Genomic DNA, 17,769 nt, shown 5'->3' with positions numbered 1-17,769 from the left:
CAAGCTCGCTCCTACAAAAAGCTCGCTCCTACAGAAAGAAAAAGGCGCCTCGCGGCGCCCTTTTCGTCAGTACAGCAGGTTCGCCAGCTTGCGGCGGTAGGCGATCACCAGCGGGTGGTCGTTGCCCAGCAGGTCGAACACTTGGACCAGCGTCTTGCGCGGCAGGTCCTCGCCGTAGCTGCGATTGCGCACGAACAGCTTGAGCAGGGCGTCCAGCGCCGCCTCGTACTGCTGGCGCGCCAGTTGCTGCACGGCCAACTGGTAAGTGGCTTCGTCGTCGTTGGCGTCGGCGGCCAGGCGGGTCTTCAACGTGGCGGCGTCGGGCAGGTCGGCCGCCTGGCGCAGGAAGGTCAGCTGGGCCTTGGCGGCGGCCAGTGCCTGCTTGTGCTCGTCGCTCTTCACTGCGTCGAGCACGGTTTCGGCCTCACCCAGCTCGCCACGCTCGGCGAGGCAGCGGGCGTAGAGGATCAGCGCAGCGGCGTTGCTGTTGTCTTCGCCCAGCAAGACCTTGAGCTGCGCTTCGGCTTCGGCGAAGCGGTCTTCGTTGAAGGCGGTCTGCGCCAGTTCCAGCGGATTGCCGGCAGCCGGTGCGGGCGGCTGGACGTGTTGCTCGAGCATCTGGCGGATCGCCGATTCGGGCTGCGCGCCGGCGAAGCCGTCCACCGGCTGGCCGTCCTTGAACAGCACCACGGTGGGCAGGCTGCGGATGCCGAAGCGCATCACGATGTCCTGCTCGACGTCGCAGTTGACCTTGGCCAGCAGCAGCTCGCCCTGGTAGGACTCGGTGATCTGCGCCAGCAACGGCATCAGCGCCTTGCACGGGGCGCACCAGTCGGCCCAGAAGTCCACCAGGACCGGCTTGTGGAAGGAGTTCTCGATGACGACCTGATCGAAGTTGGCGATGCTGGCGTCGAAGATGTAGGGCGTATCGCTCATGGGGAATCTCGGGCGAGTGGGGCGATGAAGGTGGTTGCCACTATAAGTGGGGGCGCTGCCTGACGGAAACAACCCGGGCTGGTCGGGCAGCGTAATTCCCTTCAGGAGCAATATGGGCCGATGATGCGGCCGGGGTGCGATCGCGGACGAAGTCCGCTCCTACGCGCGCGCTTGCGCCGTGCCAACCGGTTAGGTAGGAGCGGACTTCGTCCGCGATCGTCTCACCCAACGCGCCGATGTCACCCGCGACGCGCGTGATACAGGCTCACATGGCGGAATTCGGCTGGCTCGGCCAGGTCGGGCCAGGTACAGCCATCGAGGATACCCAGGCGCTCATAGAGCGGATGGCTGAAGTCGCGGACTCGCGAGTCGGCCACCAGGGCCTCGCGGCCACGGCTGAGGAATTCGTCCAGCAGTGGCAGGTTGGCGCGGTCGTAGAGCACGTCGGCGACGATGATCAGGTCGTAGCGATCGTCTTCCTGGAAGAAATCCGCCGAATAGAGCAGCTCTACACCGTTCAGCTCGGCGTTGGCACGGCAGGCGTCCAGCGCCAGCGGGTCGAGGTCGCAGGCCACCACTTCGGCGGCACCGGCCTTGGCCGCGGCAATGGCGGCGATGCCCGAGCCCGCGCCGAAATCCAGCACGCGCTTGCCGCGCACCCATTCGGGCTTTTCCGCCAGCCAGTGGGCGAGCACCAGGCCGCTGGCCCAGCAGAAGCACCAGTAGGGCGGCTCGTCGAGGATGCGACGGGTTTCGTCGGGGCTGAATTCGCGGTCCATGTTCTGCGCATCGATCAGCCAGAGTCGGATGTCGGTGCCAGGCAGCATTTCCGCGGACAGGCGCGCGTCGCCCAGCAACTCAGCGAGCGCTGTCTGCAGGGAAAGCGGCGGCGTCACGGCGCGCTTACCAGGCGCAGTTCGCCCAGGGCGCGGGTTTCCGCCTGGGTGATGCGCACCGGCGGCAGGCGCCAGGCCAATTGCCCGGATTGCGAGACACGGCCGTGCAGTTCGACGCGGGCGCCGGCCGGGAACGACTGCGGGTTGAACACCACACGGAACGGCAGGGCCTGGCCGGTGGCGATGATCTTTTCGCTGGAGAGCAATTGTTGCGGGCGGTCGCGCTGGTCGATCACCAGCAGCGCCAGCTCCACTTCGCTACCCGCCGGCAGGAAGCCCTGGGAGCTGCTGAGCTGGCCGGTGAGGGCGCGCAGGTTGGCTGGCAAGGGCTCGTCCAGCGGGGACGTGGTTTTTTTCGATACGGCGACTGGCTGGGCAGTCGACGCAGGTTTCTCGCTGGCACAGGCAGCCAGCAGGACGGTAAGGGACAGACACAGCAGGCGGGCGAACATGGCGGGCTCCATCGCGGCAGATTCCAGGCGGGCGCCTATATAGCCTAATGCCTGCGGCTTGTCTGCGGGGAGCGGGGTTTATTCGGCCAGTCGATGCGCTACCATGAGCCTCTTACCTTTTCCTCCGACAAGACTGCCCAAGACTCGCCATGCACTGTCCTTTCTGCGGCGCCCACGACACCAAAGTCATCGATTCGCGCCTGGTCGCCGAGGGCGACCAGGTCCGCCGGCGCCGCGAGTGCCTGGCCTGCGGCGAGCGATTCACCACCTTCGAGACCGCCGAACTGGTCATGCCGCGCCTGATCAAGCAGGACGGCAGCCGCCAGCCCTTCGACGAGGACAAGCTGCGCGCCGGCATGCAGCGCGCGCTGGAGAAGCGCCCGGTGAGCATCGAGCGGCTGGAGGAGGCGATGGCGCACATCAAGCACAAGCTGCGCGCCACTGGCGAGCGCGAGATCAAGTCGCGGGTGCTCGGCGAACTGGTGATGGCCGAGCTGCAGAAGCTCGATGAAGTCGCCTACATTCGCTTCGCCTCGGTGTACCGGCGCTTCCAGGACCTCAACGAATTTCGCGAGGAAATCGAGCGCCTGGCCCGCGAGCCCTCGAAGGAATGAGTGCCATGGATGAGGTGTGGATGGCCCGCGCCATCGAACTGGCCCGCAAGGGCTGGTACACGACGCACCCCAACCCCCGTGTTGGCTGCGTCATCGTCCGTGATGGCGAGGTGGTTGGCGAGGGCTGGCATGTGCGTGCCGGCGAGCCCCACGCGGAGGTCCATGCCCTGCGCCAGGCCGGCGACAAGGCCCGTGGCGCCACCGCCTATGTCACCCTGGAGCCCTGCAGTCACTTCGGCCGCACCCCGCCGTGCGCCGATGCGCTGATCGGCGCCGGCCTCGCCCGCGTCGTCGCGGCCATGCAGGACCCTAATCCGCAAGTCGCCGGCAGCGGCATGCGGCGCATTGCCGAAGCCGGTATCGAGGTGCGCTCCGGTGTGTTGGAAAACGAGGCCCGCGCGCTGAATCAGGGTTTCCTCAAACGCATGGAAACCGGCCTGCCCTTCGTTCGTGTGAAGCTGGCGATGAGCCTGGATGGCCGCACCGCGATGGCCAGTGGCGAAAGCCAGTGGATCACCGGCCCGGCCGCGCGCCGTGCCGTGCAGCGCCTGCGTGCGCAATCGAGCGTGGTGCTTTCCGGCGCGGATACCGTGCTGACCGACGACGCCCGGCTTACAGTCCGTCCGGACGAACTGGGCTTGGATGCCGAACAGACCGAGCTGGCCTCGCAGCGCCAGCCGTTGCGCGTGCTGATCGACGGGCGCCTGCGGGTGCCGCTGACCGCTACTTTCTTCCAGGCCGGCCCGGCGCTGGTGGTGAGTACCCAGGACGACCCGAACTACGCCGTGGTCGGCCACGAATTGCTCAACCTCGCCGGCCTCGACGGCCAGGTCGATTTGCTGGCGCTGCTGAGCGAACTCGGTCGTCGTGGTGTCAACGACGTGCTGGTGGAGGCCGGCCCGCGCCTGGCCGGCGCCTTTGCCCGTCTCGGCCTGGTGGACGAGTACAACATCTTCATGGCGCCCAAGCTGCTCGGCTCCTCCGCGAGACCGCTGCTGGAGCTGCCGCTGGAGCGCATGAGCGAATCCCGCGAGCTGAAGATCGTCGATATTCGCGCCGTGGGTGACGACTGGCTGGTCACTGCCAGACCACTGTGATGGCGCGCCGGCGCCACCCTCGTTGGCTCGCCGGCGGGTGCGCGGCAATCAATAGGAAGCTTCCGACTTGCGCCGGCCTGTGGTAAAACGCCACACGCGGTCGACGCTGTAACGACCGCGATTGACGTTCTCAGGGCGGGGTGAAAGTCCCCACCGGCGGTAATGACGCGCAATGCGTCTAGCCCGCGAGCGCCTGTCCAGACCGGTTCGCCGGATGGCCAGGGTCAGCAGACCCGGTGTGATTCCGGGGCCGACGGTCATAGTCCGGATGAAGAGAGAACGGGATGAGCCATCGGGGCGTGCCTGCGCGCGCCCGAGAAGTCCCTTCGATCGAGACGCCCTGTTTTTTAATCAAAACAGGAGTTCGCCACATGCATCATCTTTCCCAGTTGGCTACGCGGCCTGGCCGGCCAGCGGCCTTTGCCGTTCGGGAGGCCTCATGTTCACCGGCATAATCGAATCCATCGGCACCATTGCATCCATCACCCCGAAGGGCGGTGACGTGCGCCTGTACGTGAAGACCGGCAAGCTCGACCTTGCCGACGTCAAGCTCGGTGACAGCATCGCGGTCAACGGCATCTGCCTGACTGCGGTCGAGTTGCCCGGCGACGGCTTCTGGGCCGACGTCAGCCGCGAGACCCTCGCGCGCACCGCCTTCGCGCAACTCAAGATCGGCAGCCGGGTGAACCTGGAGAAAGCCCTGACCCCGACCACCCGCCTGGGCGGTCACCTGGTCAGCGGCCACGTCGACGGCGTCGGCGAGATCGTCAAGCGCGAGGAAAACGCCCGCGCCATCCAGTTCACCGTGCGCGCACCGCGCGAGCTGGCCAAGTACATCGCGCTCAAGGGCTCGATCACCGTGGACGGCACCAGCCTGACGGTGAACGCGGTCAACGGCGCCGAGTTCGAGCTGACCATCGTCCCGCACACCGTGCAGGAGACGATCATGGCCGACTACCGTGGCGGCCGCCTGGTCAACCTCGAAGTCGACCTGCTGGCGCGCTACCTGGAGCGTCTGCTGCTCGGCGACAAGGCGGCTGAACCCAGCGCTGGCGCCGGCGGTATCACCGAAGCATTCCTGGCCGACAACGGCTTCCTGAAACACTGAAAAGGCTCGTCCCCGTATGGCACTCAACAGCATTGAAGAACTGCTCGACGACATGCGTCAGGGCAAGATGGTCATCCTCATGGATGACGAGGACCGCGAGAACGAAGGCGACCTGATCATCGCCTCCGAGTGTGTCCGCACCGAAGACATCAACTTCATGGCGCGCTTTGCCCGCGGCCTGATCTGCATGCCGATGACCCGCGAGCGCTGCGAGCGTCTGGGCATCCCGCTGATGGTGCAGCGCAACGGCTCCGGCTTCGGCACCAAGTTCACCGTCTCCATCGAGGCTGCCGAAGGCGTCACCACCGGTATCTCCGCCGCTGACCGCGCGCGCACCGTGCAGGCCGCCGCGGCGAAGAACGCCGTCGCTGCCGACATCGTCAGCCCCGGCCACATCTTCCCGCTGATGTCCCAGCCCGGCGGCGTGCTGGCTCGCGCCGGCCACACCGAGGCTGCCTGCGACCTGGCGCGCATGGCCGGCTTCGAACCGTCCGGGGTGATCTGCGAGATCATGAACGACGACGGCACCATGGCCCGTCGCCCGGAACTGGAAGAGTTCGCCAAGCAGCACGACATCAAGATCGGCACCATCGCCGACCTGATCCACTACCGCCTGATCCACGAACGCACCGTCGAGCGCCTCGCCGAGCAGCCGCTGGATACCGAGCTGGGCCAGTTCAAGCTGATCACCTACCGCGACTCCGTGGAAGGCGACGTACACCTGGCGCTGACCCTGGGCAACATCTGCGCCGAAGAGCCGACCCTGGTGCGTGTGCACAATCCCGACCCGCTGCGCGACCTGCTGATGGTCAACCAGGCGGGCCGCTGGAGCCTGCGCGCGGCCATGGCCAAGGTGGCCGAGGCGGGCACCGGCGTGGTCCTGCTGCTGGGCCACCAGGTCGGCGGCGATGACCTGCTGGCGCACGTCCGCGAGATCACCAATACCCCGGCGCCGGCGCAAAAACCGACCACCACCTACAGCACCGTGGGTGCCGGTTCGCAGATCCTGCGCGACCTGGGTGTACGCAAGATGCGCCTGATGTCGGCACCGATGCGCTTCAACGCGATATCCGGTTTCGACCTGGAAGTTGTAGAATACCTGCCCGCTGAATGAACCTCGCCGCCGTGCCCTGGCACGGCGGTGCCGTTCTTCTACCCTATTTGCGGAGCGTCACGCTGACGCTCCGGCTCTTTAACAGTGAGACTTGCCCATGACCCTGAAGACCATCGAAGGTACCTTCATCGCCCCCAAAGGCCGCTTCGCCCTGGTGGTTGGCCGCTTCAACAGCTTCGTGGTGGAAAGCCTGGTGGAAGGCGCCATCGACGCGCTGGTGCGCCACGGCATCGCCCAGAGCGACATCACCGTGATCCGTGCCCCGGGCGCCTTCGAAATCCCGCTGGTGGCGCAGAAAGTCGCCCAGCGCGGCGAGTTCGACGCCATTATCGCCCTCGGTGCGGTGATCCGCGGCGGCACCCCGCACTTCGAATACGTGGCGGGTGAGTGCACCAAGGGCCTGGCGCAGGTTTCCCTGCAGTTCGGCGTACCGGTTGCCTTCGGCGTGCTGACCGTCGACTCCATCGAACAAGCCATCGAGCGCTCCGGCACCAAGGCCGGCAACAAAGGCGCCGAGGCTGCCCTGTCCGCCCTGGAAATGGTGAGCCTGCTGTCGCAGCTGGAGGCCAAGTGAGCACCCAGGACGGCAACACCCCGGCCAAGCCCGCCAAGCCGAACAAGATCGCCATGCGTCGCAAGGCCCGCAGCCTTGCGGTGCAGGCCCTGTATTCGTGGCAGATGGCTGGCCAGCCGCTCAACGAGATCGAGGCGACCTTCCGTACCGACAACGACTTCAGCGATGTCGACGGCGCCTACTTCCACGAGATTCTGCACGGCGTACCGCGCCTGAAGACCGATCTGGACCAGGAATTCATTCCCTGCCTGGATCGCGCCCTGGAAGAGGTCGACCCGGTGGAGCTGGCCATCCTGCGCCTGGCCACCTACGAGCTGCGCAACCGCCTGGACGTGCCGTACAAGGTCGTCATCAACGAAGGCATCGAGCTGGCCAAGACCTTCGGCGCCACCGACGGACACAAGTTCGTCAACGGCGTGCTGGACAAGCTCGCTTCGCGCCTGCGCGCCGCCGAACTGCGTGGCGCCAAGCGCTGAGGCATGGGTGAGTTCGAGCTGATCCGTCGCTACTTCGCCTCGGCCGCCTGTGCGGCCGGCGGCGAGGCAGTGGCATTGGGGATCGGCGACGACTGCGCGCTCCTCGCCCCCAAAGCCGGCGAACAGCTGGCGATCTCCACCGATACCCTGGTTGTCGGCGTGCATTTCCCCGCCGTCTGCGATCCCTTCCTGCTCGGCCAACGAGCCCTGGCGGTGTCCGCCAGCGATCTGGCGGCCATGGGCGCAGCGCCCATCGGCTTCACCCTTGCCCTGACCCTGCCCGAGGCCGACCCGGCCTGGCTGGAAGGTTTTGCCCGTGGGCTGAACCAGAAAGCGCAGGAGTGTGGTTTGGCGCTGATCGGCGGCGATACCACCCGCGGCCCGCTGGCGATGACCGTCACCGTGTTCGGCGGCGTGCCCGCCGGACAGGCGCTGACTCGCGCCGGAGCGCGGCCGGGCGACCTGCTCTGTGTCGGTGGTCCGTTGGGCGAGGCGGGCGGCGCATTGCCGCTGGTGCTGGGCGAGATGACCGCCGAGCCGTCGATTGCCGAGCCACTGCTGGCGCGCTACTGGTCACCGCAACCGCAACTGGACTTCGGCCAGGCGCTGCGCGGCAAGGCCAGCGCCGCACTGGATATTTCCGACGGGCTGCTCGCCGACTGCGGGCACATCGCCCGCGCCTCTGGCGTGGCGCTCATCGTCGAGGCCGACAGGCTGCCGCAGAGCCCGGCGCTGGACGCCCTCCTGGGCGCCGAGCGCGCACTGCAGCTGAAGCTGGGCGCCGGTGACGACTACGTGCTCGCCTTCACCCTGCCTGCCGAGCACCTGCCGGCACTTATGGCGAACTGGCCGGCCCTGCGTGTGGTCGGTAGGGTGGAAGCCGGTTCGGGCGTACGCGTGCTCGATGGCAGTGGTGCCGATATCACGCCGCGTCAGGGCGGCTACCTGCATTTCATGGAGTGACCGTGACAGAACACCCCAACCAGGCCCCGGCCCAGCCCGTCCCCCATTCGGTGTGGAGCAATCCCTGGCACTTCCTGGCCTTCGGCTTCGGCTCGGGGACCCTGCCGAAAGCGCCGGGCACCTGGGGTTCGCTGGTTGCGCTACCCTTCATACCACTCTGGCAGATGCTGCCGGACTGGGGTTACTGGCTGATGCTGGGCGTCACCATGCTGTTCGGCTTCTGGCTGTGCGGCAAGGTCGCCGACGACCTGCGTGTGCATGACCACGAAGGGATTGTCTGGGACGAGATGGTCGGCATGTGGATCACCCTCTGGCTGGTGCCTGAAGGCTGGTGGTGGCTGCTGGTGGGTTTCGTGGTGTTCCGCATCGTCGACATTTCCAAGCCCTGGCCGATCAGCTGGATCGACCGCAACGTCCACGGCGGCGTGGGCATCATGCTCGATGACGTACTGGCCGGGGTCTTTGCCTGGCTGGTGATGCAAGGCCTGACATGGGGTTGGGCCCACTGGCTGATCTGAGGAAGATCGATGCGCCGACTGCTGTGCCTGCTCCTCTGCCTGTGCTGGCTGCCGGTGACTTCGCTGTCGGCGGCGCCGGCCGCCGACCAGTCCGCCGAAGCGCAGGCCGCCCTGCCCGGGGAAATCCATGTGGTCAGCGAAGTCTGGGTCAACTACACCCAGGCCGACGGCCGGGGCCTGGCCTGGGACCTGCTAAGAGCCGTCTATGACCCCGAAGGCGTGCGCCTGAGCCTGCGCAGCGAGCCCTATGTGCGTTCGGTCGGGCTGGTGCAGCGCGGCGAGGCGGATGCCTGGGTCGGCGCCTACCGCAATGAAATCGATCACATCATCTATCCGCGCTGGCCCTATGACGTCGACCCGATCGGCGCCCTGGGCCTGAAGACCTCGCCCAGGCCGAGCCTGGTCACACTGGACCGCTACCGCCTGGCATGGATGCGCGGCTATGCCTTCGACCGCTACCTGGACCACCTCCAGCAGCGTAACGAACTGCAGCGCCGCAGCTCGGCACTGCCGATGCTCGACGGCCACCGTATCGACTACTTCATCGACGCACGGCCCGAACTGGAAGAGATGATCGAGGCCAAGGGCGTCGACGCCAGCGTCTACCAGATCACCGATGTCGGTTCGATTCCGCTGTATCTTGGCTTCGCCAACAACGACCGCGGGCGGGCACTGGCGAAACTCTACGATGCACGCATGCAGACGCTTTACCGCAGCGGCGAACTGGAGCGTATCTTCGCTCGCTGGCACTGGCCCTACGCCCCGCTGAAACCCCTGCTGCCGCCCAAGGAGTGATCGTCATGCGTCTGCACGCCCTGATCTGCCTGTCTGTCTGCTCCTTCGCCGCCCTGGCGGCGCCCCAGGTTCAGGTGGTGGGCTTGTTCCCCGGTGCAGCCGTGCTCAACATCGACGGCCAGCGCAAGCTGGTGAAGGTCGGACAGACCGGGCCGGAAGGCGTTCAGGTGGTCAGTGCCGACAGCCACAAGGCAGTGCTGCGCGTCGGTGGCGTCGAGCAGACCTACGAGCTGTCCCGCGAATACAGCGGAGCCGGTTACGCAGCGCCGTCGGCCCGTGCCGAGCTGGGCATTGCCCGCGGCACCGGCGGTCACTACTGGGTCGCTGGCACCATCAACAACCAGAACGCGCAGTTCCTGGTGGACACCGGCGCTACCACGGTGGCCATGAACGAGGGCCAGGCGCGGCGCCTGGGCATCGACTACCGCGCCAGTGGCACGCCGATGATGGCCTCCACCGCCAGCGGCACCGCCAAGGGCTGGCGGGTGACGCTCAACAGCGTAAAGCTGGGCGGCGTCGAGGTGCTCGGGGTCGAGGCCATTGTGCTCGAAGGCGACTTCCCCACCGAAATTCTCCTGGGCATGAGCTACCTCAACCGCGTCGGCTGGCGCGAAGACCAGGGCATGATGTACATCCAGGCCAAGCACTGATCCCGCGGCTTCTATCAAAAGCATCGATGCTTATCTTGCAGAATTCGCAATGACGGTGCGGCCGGCGCTGCTGCTACAATGCCGGTCCTCCTTCCTTAGATAAATCTTTCAGGAGTTTCCGGTGTCTGTCGTTTTCGTCGCCGCCTCCAAGCTGCCCACCCCCTTCGGCGAATTCACCATGCATGGCTTCCTCGACGAGGAAACCGGCAAGGAACACGTCGCCCTGACCATGGGCAAGCTCGATGACGGCCAGCCGGTGCTGGGACGTCTGCATTCCGAGTGCCTGACCGGCGATGCGCTGTTCAGCCTGCGCTGCGACTGCGGTTTCCAGCTCGAAGGCGCGCTGTCGGCCATCGCCAAGGAAGGCCGCGGCGTGCTGCTGTACCTGCGTCAGGAAGGCCGTGGTATCGGCCTGCTCAACAAGATCCGCGCCTACGCCCTGCAGGATGAAGGTGCGGATACCGTGGAGGCCAACCTGGCCCTGGGTTTTGGCGCCGACCAGCGTGACTACGCCATGTGCCTGCCAATGCTCAGGCACCTGGGTGTCTGCTCGCTGAAGCTGATGACCAACAACCCGCGCAAGGTGAAGGCGCTGGAAGGCTATGGCCTGACCGTGGCCGAGCGCGTGCCGCTGCAAAAGGGCCTGAACCCGCACAACAAGCGCTACCTGCAGACCAAGGCGGGCAAGCTGGGCCACATGCTGGGCAACATGCATCAGGGCGAAGCCGAGGTCGAGGCGTCCGCTTCGTGAACCGCGCCGCTGCCCGGCGCCGGCTGAATCTGCTCTGGTGGCTGCTGCTGGCGCTGGCGTTGGCGCCGCAGCAACTGATGCTGGCGCTGGTGGGTGATGCGCCCTGGCCGGAGTCGCTGGCGACGCCGGTGTTTGTCATCGGCCTGCTGTCGATGTTCCTCACCCTGCCGCTGTTCCGTCGCTACAAGCACGCGCTGATCGCCACCGGCAAGGCCCGCGATGGCGCCGACGAGCCCGCGGCATGGCAGGCGCTTGGCGCCGCGCAGCGCCATGGCGCGCTGGTGGGCAGCCTGCCGGCCTGGATCAGCGCCCTGGCGGTGCTGGTCGACCTGCATGGCGTGCCGGTCCTGCTGCTGGGCTTTGCCAGCCTGGTCATCCTCTGGCTGTATCGCCTGCCGCGCCAGCTGGCCTGATGCGCGGCTTCCTCTGCCTGCTCCTGCTGCTCGCCGGTCTGCCCGTCGCAGCGGCGGAGCGGGTGGTCAGCCTGGCCCCTTCGCTTACCGACATGGTCCTCGAACTGGGCGCCGCCGACCGGCTGGCCGGCGTGCTCGATGGCGGGCCGCGTCCGGAGCAGCTGAAAGGCCTGCCGTCCGTCGGCCGCTACGGCCAGGTCAATCTCGAACAGATCCTCGCCTTGCAGCCCGACCTGCTGCTGGTCTGGCCCGGTGCTGTGCCCGAGGCGCAATTGCAGCGCCTGAAGGCCGTGGGTATTGCGCTCTATGTGGCTGATCCGCACCAGCTTGCGGATATTTCCCGGCAGTTCCACGAGGTGGGCGAGCGCCTGGGGCGTCCCGAGAAGGGGCGTGAACTGGCGGAAGCGTTCGATGCGCGTATCGCGCAATTGCGCATGCACTATCGGCGCGAGCAGCCGCTCCGGGTGTTCTACCAGGTCTGGGATCGCCCGCTCTATACCGTTGGTGGCCGGCAGATCATCAGTGAAGCGCTGGAGGTCTGTGGTGGCCGCAATCTGTTTGCCGACCTCGACCTGCCGGCGCCGCAGGTTGGCCAGGAGGCCGTTCTGGCGCGTGATCCGCAAGTGATCCTGGCGGCCAGCGAAGACCAGTTGCGCGGCTGGGCCGACATGCAGCCACTCAGCGCCACGCGGCTCAAGCAGCTCTGGGTGGTGCCGGACCGCAACCTGGAAAAGCCGAGCTTCGCGATGCTCGATGCCACCGAGAAGCTCTGCCGGTTGCTGGCCGGAGCCAGGGACACGGACTGAGCCGGCCTGGGTTCGCGAGCAAGCTCGCTCCTACAGGTTGCCGGAGGTACCGGGGTGGTTTTTCGTAGGAGCGAGCTTGCTCGCGAACAGCAGCGCACTCGTGCTTCCCCTGTCGCCACCTCCGAAGGGCGCACACGCTCCAGGCGTTATGTGCCCTACAGGGAAGCGCCGGGTCAGAACCCTTCGAGCACGATCTTGCCCTTCGCCGTGTTGCTTTCCAGCAGTGCATGGGCGCGGCGCAGGTTGGCGGCGTCGATCCTGCCGAAGTGCTCGCCCAGGGTGGTCTTCAGCACGCCGCTGTCGATCAGTCCGGCCACGCGCTGCAGCAGCTTGTGCTGCTCGATCATGTCGTCGGTCTGGAACATCGAGCGGGTGTACATGAACTCCCAGTGCAGTGACAGGCTCTTCTGCTTGAGCAGGCGCACGTCGAGGTTCTCCGGGTCGTCGATCAGCGCGAGGCGGCCTTGTGGGCGCAGGCCGGCGACGATCTCGGGCAGGTGCTGCTCGGTCTGGTTCAGGCTGGCCACGTGGGTGACTTCGCCGATGCCGATACGCTTGAGCTCTTCGCTCAGCGGCTTGCGGTGATCGATCACATGGTGCGCACCGAGGTTGCGCACCCATTCCTGGGTTTCCGGACGCGAGGCAGTGCCGATCACGGTCATGCCGGTGAGCTGGCGCGCCAGTTGGGTGAGGATCGAACCGACACCGCCGGCCGCGCCGACGATCAGCAGGGTCTGGCCCTTGCTGGCGCTGCCCTCGGCCACCTGCAGGCGGTCGAACAGCAGTTCCCAGGCCGTGATGGTGGTCAGCGGCAGGGCGGCGGCGTGGGCGAAGTCCAGGCTCTGCGGCATGGCGCCGACGATGCGCTCGTCGACCAGTTGCAGTTCGGCGTTACTGCCCGGGCGGGTCAGGTCGCCGGCATACCAGACCTTGTCGCCCGGCTTGAACAGGCTGACTTCGCTGCCCACCGCGCGGACCACGCCGGCAGCGTCCCAGCCGAGTACCTTGTACTGACCCTCGGCAGGCTGGGCGCGCTGCCGCACCTTGGTGTCCACCGGGTTGACGGAGATGGCACGCACTTCCACCAGCAGGTCGCGCGGGCCGGGCGTGGGTTCGGGCAGCTGGATGTCGAGCAGCGAGTTGCTGTCGCTGCTGGGCAGGCTCTGGGTATAGCCGATGGCTTTCATGGGGAATTCCTATTCGCTTTGAACGATCAGTCGATGCGGTTCATCAGGCGGATATCGAGTTCCGCCAGGTCAGGTTCTGCGGCCTTCACGAAGGCCTGGAAGTGCGGGCTGGCCTCGTGCTCGGCCAGGGCATCCTCGTCGCGCCATTGCTCGATCATGTAGATCAGCTCGGCGTCCTTGATGTCGCGATGCAGGTCGTACTGCAGGCAGCCGGCTTCGGCGCGGGACGGCGCGAGCATGCCGTGCAGGCGCTCCTGCAGGCTGTCGGCGCGGCCGGGCTTGGCGCGAATGATGGCGATCAGGGTCAGGCTCATCCGGGAATCTCCAGGTGGGGCGGGGAAGGTGAGGGCATGCTGCTCTCTTTCGCCGTGTAGAAAAACCGCGTAAGTAGAGAGTCTCTTTCAAAGGATTTTTGAAAATGCTGCGTTTCGACGACCTGCTGATCTTCGTTCGCACCGCCGAGCGTGGCAGTCTTTCCGCCGCCGCCCGTGAGCTGGAGCTGTCGCCGGCGGTGGCCAGCGCGGCGCTCAAGCGCCTGGAAAGCGAACTGGATGTGCGCCTGTTCGCCCGTTCCACGCGCAGCCTGCGCCTGACCGCCGAGGGCGAGCTGTACCTGGCCCACGCCCGCGCTGCGCTGCAGAGCCTGGACGACGGACGCCAACTGCTGGCAGGCGGCAAGAGCGAGATTGCCGGCAACTTCCAGGTCTCGGCGCCGTCGGACTTCGGCCGCAATGTGCTGCTGCCCTGGCTGGACGAATTCCAGGCGCTGCACCCGCGCATGAATCTGCGTCTGCTGATCAGCGACCGCCAGGCCGATCTCTACCGGCAGCCGGTGGACGTGGCATTCCGCCTCGGCCTGCCGGGTGACTCGAACCTCGTTGCGCTGCCGCTGGCGCCGGACAATCGCCGCGTGCTCTGCGCCGCGCCCGAGTACTTCGCCCGCCATGGCAAGCCGATGCACCCGGACGAGCTGCAAAAGCACAACTGCCTGCTGTATATGCTGGGCGGCCGCGCCCATGAACGCTGGCGTTTCAGCGACAGTCGCAAGCAACACGAGGTAACGGTACGTGGCGATCGCCTCTGCGACGACGCCGACGTAGTGCGGCGCTGGGCCGTGGCGGGACAGGGGCTGGTGTACAAGTCCTGGCTGGACGTCGCCGCCGACGTGCGCGCCGGTCGGCTGGAGGTGGCGCTGGCGGACTACCTGGGCGAGGCCACGCCGATGAACCTGTTCTGCACCCACCGCGCCCAGCTCAGCCGGGCGGTAACCCAGCTGCGGGAGTTCGTGCAGTTGCGCTGCGCCGAACTGATGGGCGAGCGCCCCTGGGCCTGAAGCCGCGTCAGAGCGGCGTGTAGCGGTGAATCGCTGCCGACAGGCCCCAGGCGCTGGCCACCGCCAGCAGCACCATGGCGGTCGGCAACAGGCTCCACCAGATGCGCGGCGCCAGGGCCGGCAATTCGACGCGGCGTTGGCTTATCCACAGGCTGGCGGCGCACACCGAGGCGCCGAGCAGGGCGCCGGCGATGATGTCGCTGGGCCAGTGGGCGCCCAGGTACACGCGCGACAGCGCGATGCTGGCGGCGGGGATCACTGCCAGCAGCATCCAGGTCAGGCGCACGCGTGGCGATTTCTCCCGGCTGGCGAGCACACCGAGCACCAGGAAGAACGCGAAGGATGCCGAGCTGTGCCCGCTGGGCATGCTGAAGGCGGACAGCGGGTCGGCGATCACCTCCGGCCGGGCGCGGCCGAAGAAGTGCTTGAGGGTGGTATTGAGCAGCGCCGTGCCGACCATGGTGCCGGCGGCGAAGAAGGCGTGGCGCCACAGTCGTAGCGCGGCCAGCAGCACCGCCAGCAGCGCGCCGGCAATGAACTGGGTACGGAAGTCGCCGACGCGGGTGACGGCCACCATCACGTGGTCCAGCCAGGCGTGGCGGTGTTCCTGCACCAGTGCCATCAGACCCTTGTCCAGGGCGTCGAGGTGCGGCCAGCCGATCAGCATGGCGAACAACAGAATGAAGCAACCCACGGCGCCGATCAGCGCGGCATTGCGCTCCTTGCGCAGCTCGGCATGGATGACCAGCGCAAACACCACGGCGATGCACCCGGCCACCACCCCGGCCTCCGGCCAGAAGCCTTCGGGCAGCGGCAGGCGCATGGCCGCGCCGGTGGCCCAGCCGGGCACCAGGTAGGCGATCGACCAGCCGGCGGCGGCCACGATCGACACCGCCAGGAAGCGTCCGAAAGGCATGTCGAGCATGCCGGCGATCATCGGCAGGAAAGGCCGCAGCGCGCCGATGAAGCGGCCCACCAGCAGGCTGGCGACGCCATAGCGGTGGAAGAAGCCTTCGGCGGCGGCCATCCATTCCGGGTGGTGGCGCAGCACCGGCAGGCGGCGGATGTCCTGGTGGAAGTGACGGCCGATCCAGTAGGACGACAGGTCGCCCAGCAGGCCGCCGAAGAACGCCAGCGCCAGGGTTTCGCCCAGCCCCAGGGCGCCGCTGCCGGCCAGCACGGCGATGGCGAAGAGCATCACCACACCGGGCAGGATAATGCCGATGACGGCAGCGCACTCGAGGAACGCGACCAGGAACAGGACCAGGGCGAGCCATTGCGGATGGGTGGCCATCCAGGCGTTGAAGGCGGCGAGATCGATCATCGGAAGGTGGCGTCCTGGGTTCCGAGCAGGTGGTAGTCATGGCCTTCGACCTGGCCGCGGCGCAATGGGTTGCGCGTGCAGAAGGGCGCGAAGGCGGCATCGACGAAGCGGTATTGCAGGTGTTCGTCGCGGCCGTGGGGAATGCCCAGGCGTGCGGCCTGGATGACCAGCGAGGGCTGCTCGGCGAGGTCATCGACGAACAGGCGCTGTGGGTCGAAACGCCGGGCGTCCCAGTCCGGCACCTTCAGGCCCAGGGAGCGGCACAGCAGGGTCTGGCCCGAACACAGCTTGCCCAGCGCGCGTTCGCTGCCGTCGGCGGCCGGGTTCAGCTGGCGCATGCAGGCCAGGGCGTCGTCACCGGAGATGCGGTCCATCCAGGGGTGCCCGGACTTGATCAGCACGGCATTGCCCGCGCCGCCCGCGCTGAAGTTCAGCGAGTCGCCGCCGCGCGCGTAATACATGTAGATATGGCCGCCATCGAGGAACAGCGCCTTGCGCTTCTCGGTGTAGCCGAGCGAGGCGTGGCTGCCCTTTTCGGCCAGGTAATAGGCCTCGGTCTCGATGATCCGTGCGGAGAGCCACAGGTCGCCGACGCGGTGGCGGATCACCTTGCCCAGCAGCTCGCGGGCGACGGTCAGCGCGTCGCGGTCGAAGAAGGCGTCCGGCAGGGGATTGGCCCCGGGCCAGGGCAAACTTAGGTTGGGTTCGGCGGGCATTGGATTGTCGCGGTTCTCGGGCCGGTCTTAGGCTGGGGAATCATAACAACAAGATTCTTAAGCATGGCTGAACGAATCCGGGCCGACAGCGCCCACATCACCCCCAGCGCGCACTACACCGGCTACGTCTGGTATCGCCACCAGTTGGCCGATCCGGCCTTCGCCACGGCCTTCGGGCGCTGGGTGCACGGCTGCGTGGCGCCGATCAACTGGGGCGCGCGGATCGGTTTCGGCCTGAATATCGAAGACTTCCTGTTACAACGTCATTTGCTGATCGATGCCCGGCTGACCCAGGCCATCGAGTTGCGTGGCGTTACCCAGGTGGTCGAGATCGCCTGCGGGCTCTCGCCACGCGGGCGGCGCTTCCGCGAGCGCTATCCGCAACTGACCTACCTGGAAGCCGACCTGCCGCCCATGGCCGCGCGCAAGTCCGCACTGCTGCAGGAACAGGGCTGGCTGGATGGCAAGCACCGCGTGCGGGCTGTGGATATCCTCGCCGAACAGGGCGAGCAGAGCCTGGCGGCGCTGCTCGGTGAGCTGGACCCGGATCGCCCCGTCACGGTGATCACCGAAGGGCTGGTGAATTACTTCCAGCGGCCGGTGATCGAGGACTTCTGGCGCCGGCTGGCCGCGGCCCTGCGGCTGTTCCCGGAAGCGACCTACCTGACCGAACTCTACCCCGACCTGCGCGAACACCCGCGCTACCGGCAGATCCGCTGGGGTGTCGGGCTGATCGGCAAGCTGACGCGCGGCGGCTATCCGCTGCATTACCGCAGCGCGGCGGAGATCGAGCAGGCCTTCATCGGTTGCGGGTTTGGTCGGGTGGGCGTGCTCGATCCACAGGTGGATGGCGTGGGGCTGGGCTTGCCGAAAGGGCGGATGCCGAGCCTGGTGCGGGTGGTCGAGGCGCGGGTTTAGGTTCGACGTTGGGCGGTTCGCGAGCAAGCTCGCTCCTACAAAAGAGCCTCGGCGGTGCATCGGGGCAGTTGTAGGAGCGAGCTTGCTCGCGAACAGTGCCAATGCCTGAGGTCTGTGTCGGGGTATCC

General features: G+C 67.0%; 22 protein-coding genes and 1 riboswitch. Of the genes, 15 read left to right on the top strand and 7 right to left on the bottom strand.

The window, feature by feature from the left end; translation table 11 throughout:
- Nucleotides 1–66 precede the first annotated feature (66 nt).
- The 3 genes from trxA to L6D89_RS17170 all read right to left on the bottom strand — a co-directional run bounded on the left by trxA (nucleotide 67) and on the right by L6D89_RS17170 (nucleotide 2,284).
- The gene (gene trxA, locus L6D89_RS17180) at nucleotides 67–936 is read right to left on the bottom strand and encodes a thioredoxin (protein ID WP_236200601.1); all 870 of its coding nucleotides are present in this window, start codon (nucleotides 934–936) and stop codon (nucleotides 67–69) included.
- A 239-nt stretch (nucleotides 937–1,175) separates the two neighbouring features.
- Nucleotides 1,176–1,832, bottom strand: a complete 657-nt coding sequence (locus L6D89_RS17175) for a class I SAM-dependent methyltransferase (protein WP_236200600.1) — start codon at nucleotides 1,830–1,832, stop codon at nucleotides 1,176–1,178.
- Complete coding sequence (locus tag L6D89_RS17170; RefSeq protein WP_476748344.1) at nucleotides 1,829–2,284, bottom strand: YbaY family lipoprotein; 456 nt, start codon at nucleotides 2,282–2,284, stop codon at nucleotides 1,829–1,831. Before L6D89_RS17170 ends, L6D89_RS17175 begins: the two co-directional genes overlap by 4 nt.
- Nucleotides 2,285–2,433: 149 nt before the next feature.
- Between L6D89_RS17170 and nrdR the strand changes: the two genes are divergently transcribed.
- From nrdR to L6D89_RS17105, 13 genes are all read left to right on the top strand, one after another.
- Nucleotides 2,434–2,898 (top strand): transcriptional regulator NrdR, encoded by a 465-nt coding sequence (gene nrdR, locus L6D89_RS17165; RefSeq protein ID WP_017521848.1) that lies wholly within the window; start codon nucleotides 2,434–2,436, stop codon nucleotides 2,896–2,898.
- Nucleotides 2,895–3,995, top strand: coding sequence for a bifunctional diaminohydroxyphosphoribosylaminopyrimidine deaminase/5-amino-6-(5-phosphoribosylamino)uracil reductase RibD (gene ribD / locus L6D89_RS17160; protein WP_236200599.1), 1,101 nt, complete (start codon nucleotides 2,895–2,897; stop codon nucleotides 3,993–3,995). The genes nrdR and ribD overlap by 4 nt, the downstream gene beginning before the upstream one ends.
- A gap of 122 nt (nucleotides 3,996–4,117) precedes the next feature.
- A riboswitch (FMN riboswitch) is annotated at nucleotides 4,118–4,280 on the top strand.
- 154 nt (nucleotides 4,281–4,434) lie between these two features.
- A complete protein-coding gene (locus L6D89_RS17155) occupies nucleotides 4,435–5,103 on the top strand; it encodes a riboflavin synthase (protein WP_236172410.1) in 669 nt (222 codons plus the stop codon).
- A gap of 16 nt (nucleotides 5,104–5,119) precedes the next feature.
- Entirely contained in the window at nucleotides 5,120–6,217 is a 1,098-nt protein-coding gene (gene ribBA / locus L6D89_RS17150; RefSeq protein ID WP_236172411.1) for a bifunctional 3,4-dihydroxy-2-butanone-4-phosphate synthase/GTP cyclohydrolase II, read from the top strand.
- Between the two features lie 97 nt (nucleotides 6,218–6,314).
- Nucleotides 6,315–6,791 carry a 6,7-dimethyl-8-ribityllumazine synthase gene (gene ribH / locus L6D89_RS17145; protein WP_236200598.1) on the top strand — a complete coding sequence of 159 codons (477 nt, stop codon included), beginning with the start codon at nucleotides 6,315–6,317 and terminating at the stop codon, nucleotides 6,789–6,791.
- Entirely contained in the window at nucleotides 6,788–7,267 is a 480-nt protein-coding gene (gene nusB / locus L6D89_RS17140) for a transcription antitermination factor NusB (protein WP_236200597.1), read from the top strand. Before ribH ends, nusB begins: the two co-directional genes overlap by 4 nt.
- 3 nt (nucleotides 7,268–7,270) lie before the next feature.
- Complete coding sequence (gene thiL / locus L6D89_RS17135; protein WP_236172412.1) at nucleotides 7,271–8,230, top strand: thiamine-phosphate kinase; 960 nt, start codon at nucleotides 7,271–7,273, stop codon at nucleotides 8,228–8,230.
- Between the two features lie 2 nt (nucleotides 8,231–8,232).
- The gene (locus tag L6D89_RS17130) at nucleotides 8,233–8,748 is read left to right on the top strand and encodes a phosphatidylglycerophosphatase A family protein (RefSeq protein WP_081517128.1); all 516 of its coding nucleotides are present in this window, start codon (nucleotides 8,233–8,235) and stop codon (nucleotides 8,746–8,748) included.
- Between the two features lie 9 nt (nucleotides 8,749–8,757).
- The gene (locus L6D89_RS17125; RefSeq protein ID WP_236172413.1) at nucleotides 8,758–9,543 is read left to right on the top strand and encodes a substrate-binding periplasmic protein; all 786 of its coding nucleotides are present in this window, start codon (nucleotides 8,758–8,760) and stop codon (nucleotides 9,541–9,543) included.
- 5 nt (nucleotides 9,544–9,548) lie between these two features.
- Nucleotides 9,549–10,193 carry a retropepsin-like aspartic protease family protein gene (locus L6D89_RS17120; RefSeq protein ID WP_236172414.1) on the top strand — a complete coding sequence of 215 codons (645 nt, stop codon included), beginning with the start codon at nucleotides 9,549–9,551 and terminating at the stop codon, nucleotides 10,191–10,193.
- A 121-nt stretch (nucleotides 10,194–10,314) separates the two neighbouring features.
- Nucleotides 10,315–10,944, top strand: coding sequence for a GTP cyclohydrolase II (gene ribA / locus L6D89_RS17115; protein WP_236172415.1), 630 nt, complete (start codon nucleotides 10,315–10,317; stop codon nucleotides 10,942–10,944).
- Entirely contained in the window at nucleotides 10,941–11,357 is a 417-nt protein-coding gene (locus L6D89_RS17110; protein WP_236200596.1) for an MFS transporter, read from the top strand. Before ribA ends, L6D89_RS17110 begins: the two co-directional genes overlap by 4 nt.
- The gene (locus L6D89_RS17105; protein ID WP_236200595.1) at nucleotides 11,357–12,163 is read left to right on the top strand and encodes a cobalamin-binding protein; all 807 of its coding nucleotides are present in this window, start codon (nucleotides 11,357–11,359) and stop codon (nucleotides 12,161–12,163) included. Before L6D89_RS17110 ends, L6D89_RS17105 begins: the two co-directional genes overlap by 1 nt.
- 173 nt (nucleotides 12,164–12,336) lie before the next feature.
- On the opposite strand, the gene L6D89_RS17100 is transcribed toward L6D89_RS17105, so the two are convergent.
- On the bottom strand, nucleotides 12,337–13,350 hold the full coding sequence (locus tag L6D89_RS17100) for a zinc-binding alcohol dehydrogenase family protein (protein ID WP_236200594.1): 1,014 nt from the start codon (nucleotides 13,348–13,350) through the stop codon (nucleotides 12,337–12,339).
- Nucleotides 13,351–13,376: 26 nt separating this feature from the next.
- Nucleotides 13,377–13,664, bottom strand: coding sequence for a putative quinol monooxygenase (locus L6D89_RS17095; protein ID WP_024764000.1), 288 nt, complete (start codon nucleotides 13,662–13,664; stop codon nucleotides 13,377–13,379).
- A 104-nt stretch (nucleotides 13,665–13,768) separates the two neighbouring features.
- Between L6D89_RS17095 and L6D89_RS17090 the strand changes: the two genes are divergently transcribed.
- Entirely contained in the window at nucleotides 13,769–14,683 is a 915-nt protein-coding gene (locus tag L6D89_RS17090) for a LysR family transcriptional regulator (protein WP_236200593.1), read from the top strand.
- A 7-nt stretch (nucleotides 14,684–14,690) separates the two neighbouring features.
- On the opposite strand, the gene L6D89_RS17085 is transcribed toward L6D89_RS17090, so the two are convergent.
- Nucleotides 14,691–16,007, bottom strand: a complete 1,317-nt coding sequence (locus tag L6D89_RS17085; protein ID WP_236200592.1) for a bifunctional DedA family/phosphatase PAP2 family protein — start codon at nucleotides 16,005–16,007, stop codon at nucleotides 14,691–14,693.
- The gene (locus L6D89_RS17080) at nucleotides 16,004–16,723 is read right to left on the bottom strand and encodes a DNA-3-methyladenine glycosylase (protein WP_236200591.1); all 720 of its coding nucleotides are present in this window, start codon (nucleotides 16,721–16,723) and stop codon (nucleotides 16,004–16,006) included. Before L6D89_RS17080 ends, L6D89_RS17085 begins: the two co-directional genes overlap by 4 nt.
- Before the next feature lie 63 nt (nucleotides 16,724–16,786).
- Here L6D89_RS17080 and L6D89_RS17075 point away from each other — a divergent pair, with 63 nt between their 5' ends.
- Entirely contained in the window at nucleotides 16,787–17,641 is an 855-nt protein-coding gene (locus tag L6D89_RS17075; RefSeq protein ID WP_236200590.1) for a class I SAM-dependent methyltransferase, read from the top strand.
- Nucleotides 17,642–17,769 lie beyond the last annotated feature (128 nt).

It is taken from the genome of Pseudomonas pseudonitroreducens, from assembly GCF_021603645.1.
GTDB classification, from domain to species: Bacteria; Pseudomonadota; Gammaproteobacteria; order Pseudomonadales; family Pseudomonadaceae; genus Pseudomonas; species Pseudomonas pseudonitroreducens.
The sequence above is the reverse complement of the archived record's forward strand: the minus strand, read 5'-3'. Positions and strand labels throughout refer to the sequence as shown.

Excerpts from the sequence above, each read along its gene's own strand:
- L6D89_RS17125 (WP_236172413.1), top strand. The coding sequence starts at position 8,758 with ATGCGCCGACTGCTGTGCCTGCTCCTCTGCCTGTGCTGGCTGCCGGTG.
- L6D89_RS17095 (WP_024764000.1), bottom strand. The coding sequence starts at position 13,664 with ATGAGCCTGACCCTGATCGCCATCATTCGCGCCAAGCCCGGCCGCGCC.
- L6D89_RS17170 (WP_476748344.1), bottom strand. The coding sequence starts at position 2,284 with ATGTTCGCCCGCCTGCTGTGTCTGTCCCTTACCGTCCTGCTGGCTGCC.
- L6D89_RS17090 (WP_236200593.1), top strand. The coding sequence starts at position 13,769 with ATGCTGCGTTTCGACGACCTGCTGATCTTCGTTCGCACCGCCGAGCGT.
- L6D89_RS17105 (WP_236200595.1), top strand. The coding sequence starts at position 11,357 with ATGCGCGGCTTCCTCTGCCTGCTCCTGCTGCTCGCCGGTCTGCCCGTC.
- ribD (WP_236200599.1), top strand. The coding sequence starts at position 2,895 with ATGAGTGCCATGGATGAGGTGTGGATGGCCCGCGCCATCGAACTGGCC.
- ribH (WP_236200598.1), top strand. The coding sequence starts at position 6,315 with ATGACCCTGAAGACCATCGAAGGTACCTTCATCGCCCCCAAAGGCCGC.
- ribBA (WP_236172411.1), top strand. The coding sequence starts at position 5,120 with ATGGCACTCAACAGCATTGAAGAACTGCTCGACGACATGCGTCAGGGC.
- L6D89_RS17155 (WP_236172410.1), top strand. The coding sequence starts at position 4,435 with ATGTTCACCGGCATAATCGAATCCATCGGCACCATTGCATCCATCACC.
- L6D89_RS17120 (WP_236172414.1), top strand. The coding sequence starts at position 9,549 with ATGCGTCTGCACGCCCTGATCTGCCTGTCTGTCTGCTCCTTCGCCGCC.
- L6D89_RS17075 (WP_236200590.1), top strand. The coding sequence starts at position 16,787 with ATGGCTGAACGAATCCGGGCCGACAGCGCCCACATCACCCCCAGCGCG.
- thiL (WP_236172412.1), top strand. The coding sequence starts at position 7,271 with ATGGGTGAGTTCGAGCTGATCCGTCGCTACTTCGCCTCGGCCGCCTGT.
- L6D89_RS17080 (WP_236200591.1), bottom strand. The coding sequence starts at position 16,723 with ATGCCCGCCGAACCCAACCTAAGTTTGCCCTGGCCCGGGGCCAATCCC.
- trxA (WP_236200601.1), bottom strand. The coding sequence starts at position 936 with ATGAGCGATACGCCCTACATCTTCGACGCCAGCATCGCCAACTTCGAT.
- nrdR (WP_017521848.1), top strand. The coding sequence starts at position 2,434 with ATGCACTGTCCTTTCTGCGGCGCCCACGACACCAAAGTCATCGATTCG.
- L6D89_RS17100 (WP_236200594.1), bottom strand. The coding sequence starts at position 13,350 with ATGAAAGCCATCGGCTATACCCAGAGCCTGCCCAGCAGCGACAGCAAC.
- L6D89_RS17085 (WP_236200592.1), bottom strand. The coding sequence starts at position 16,007 with ATGATCGATCTCGCCGCCTTCAACGCCTGGATGGCCACCCATCCGCAA.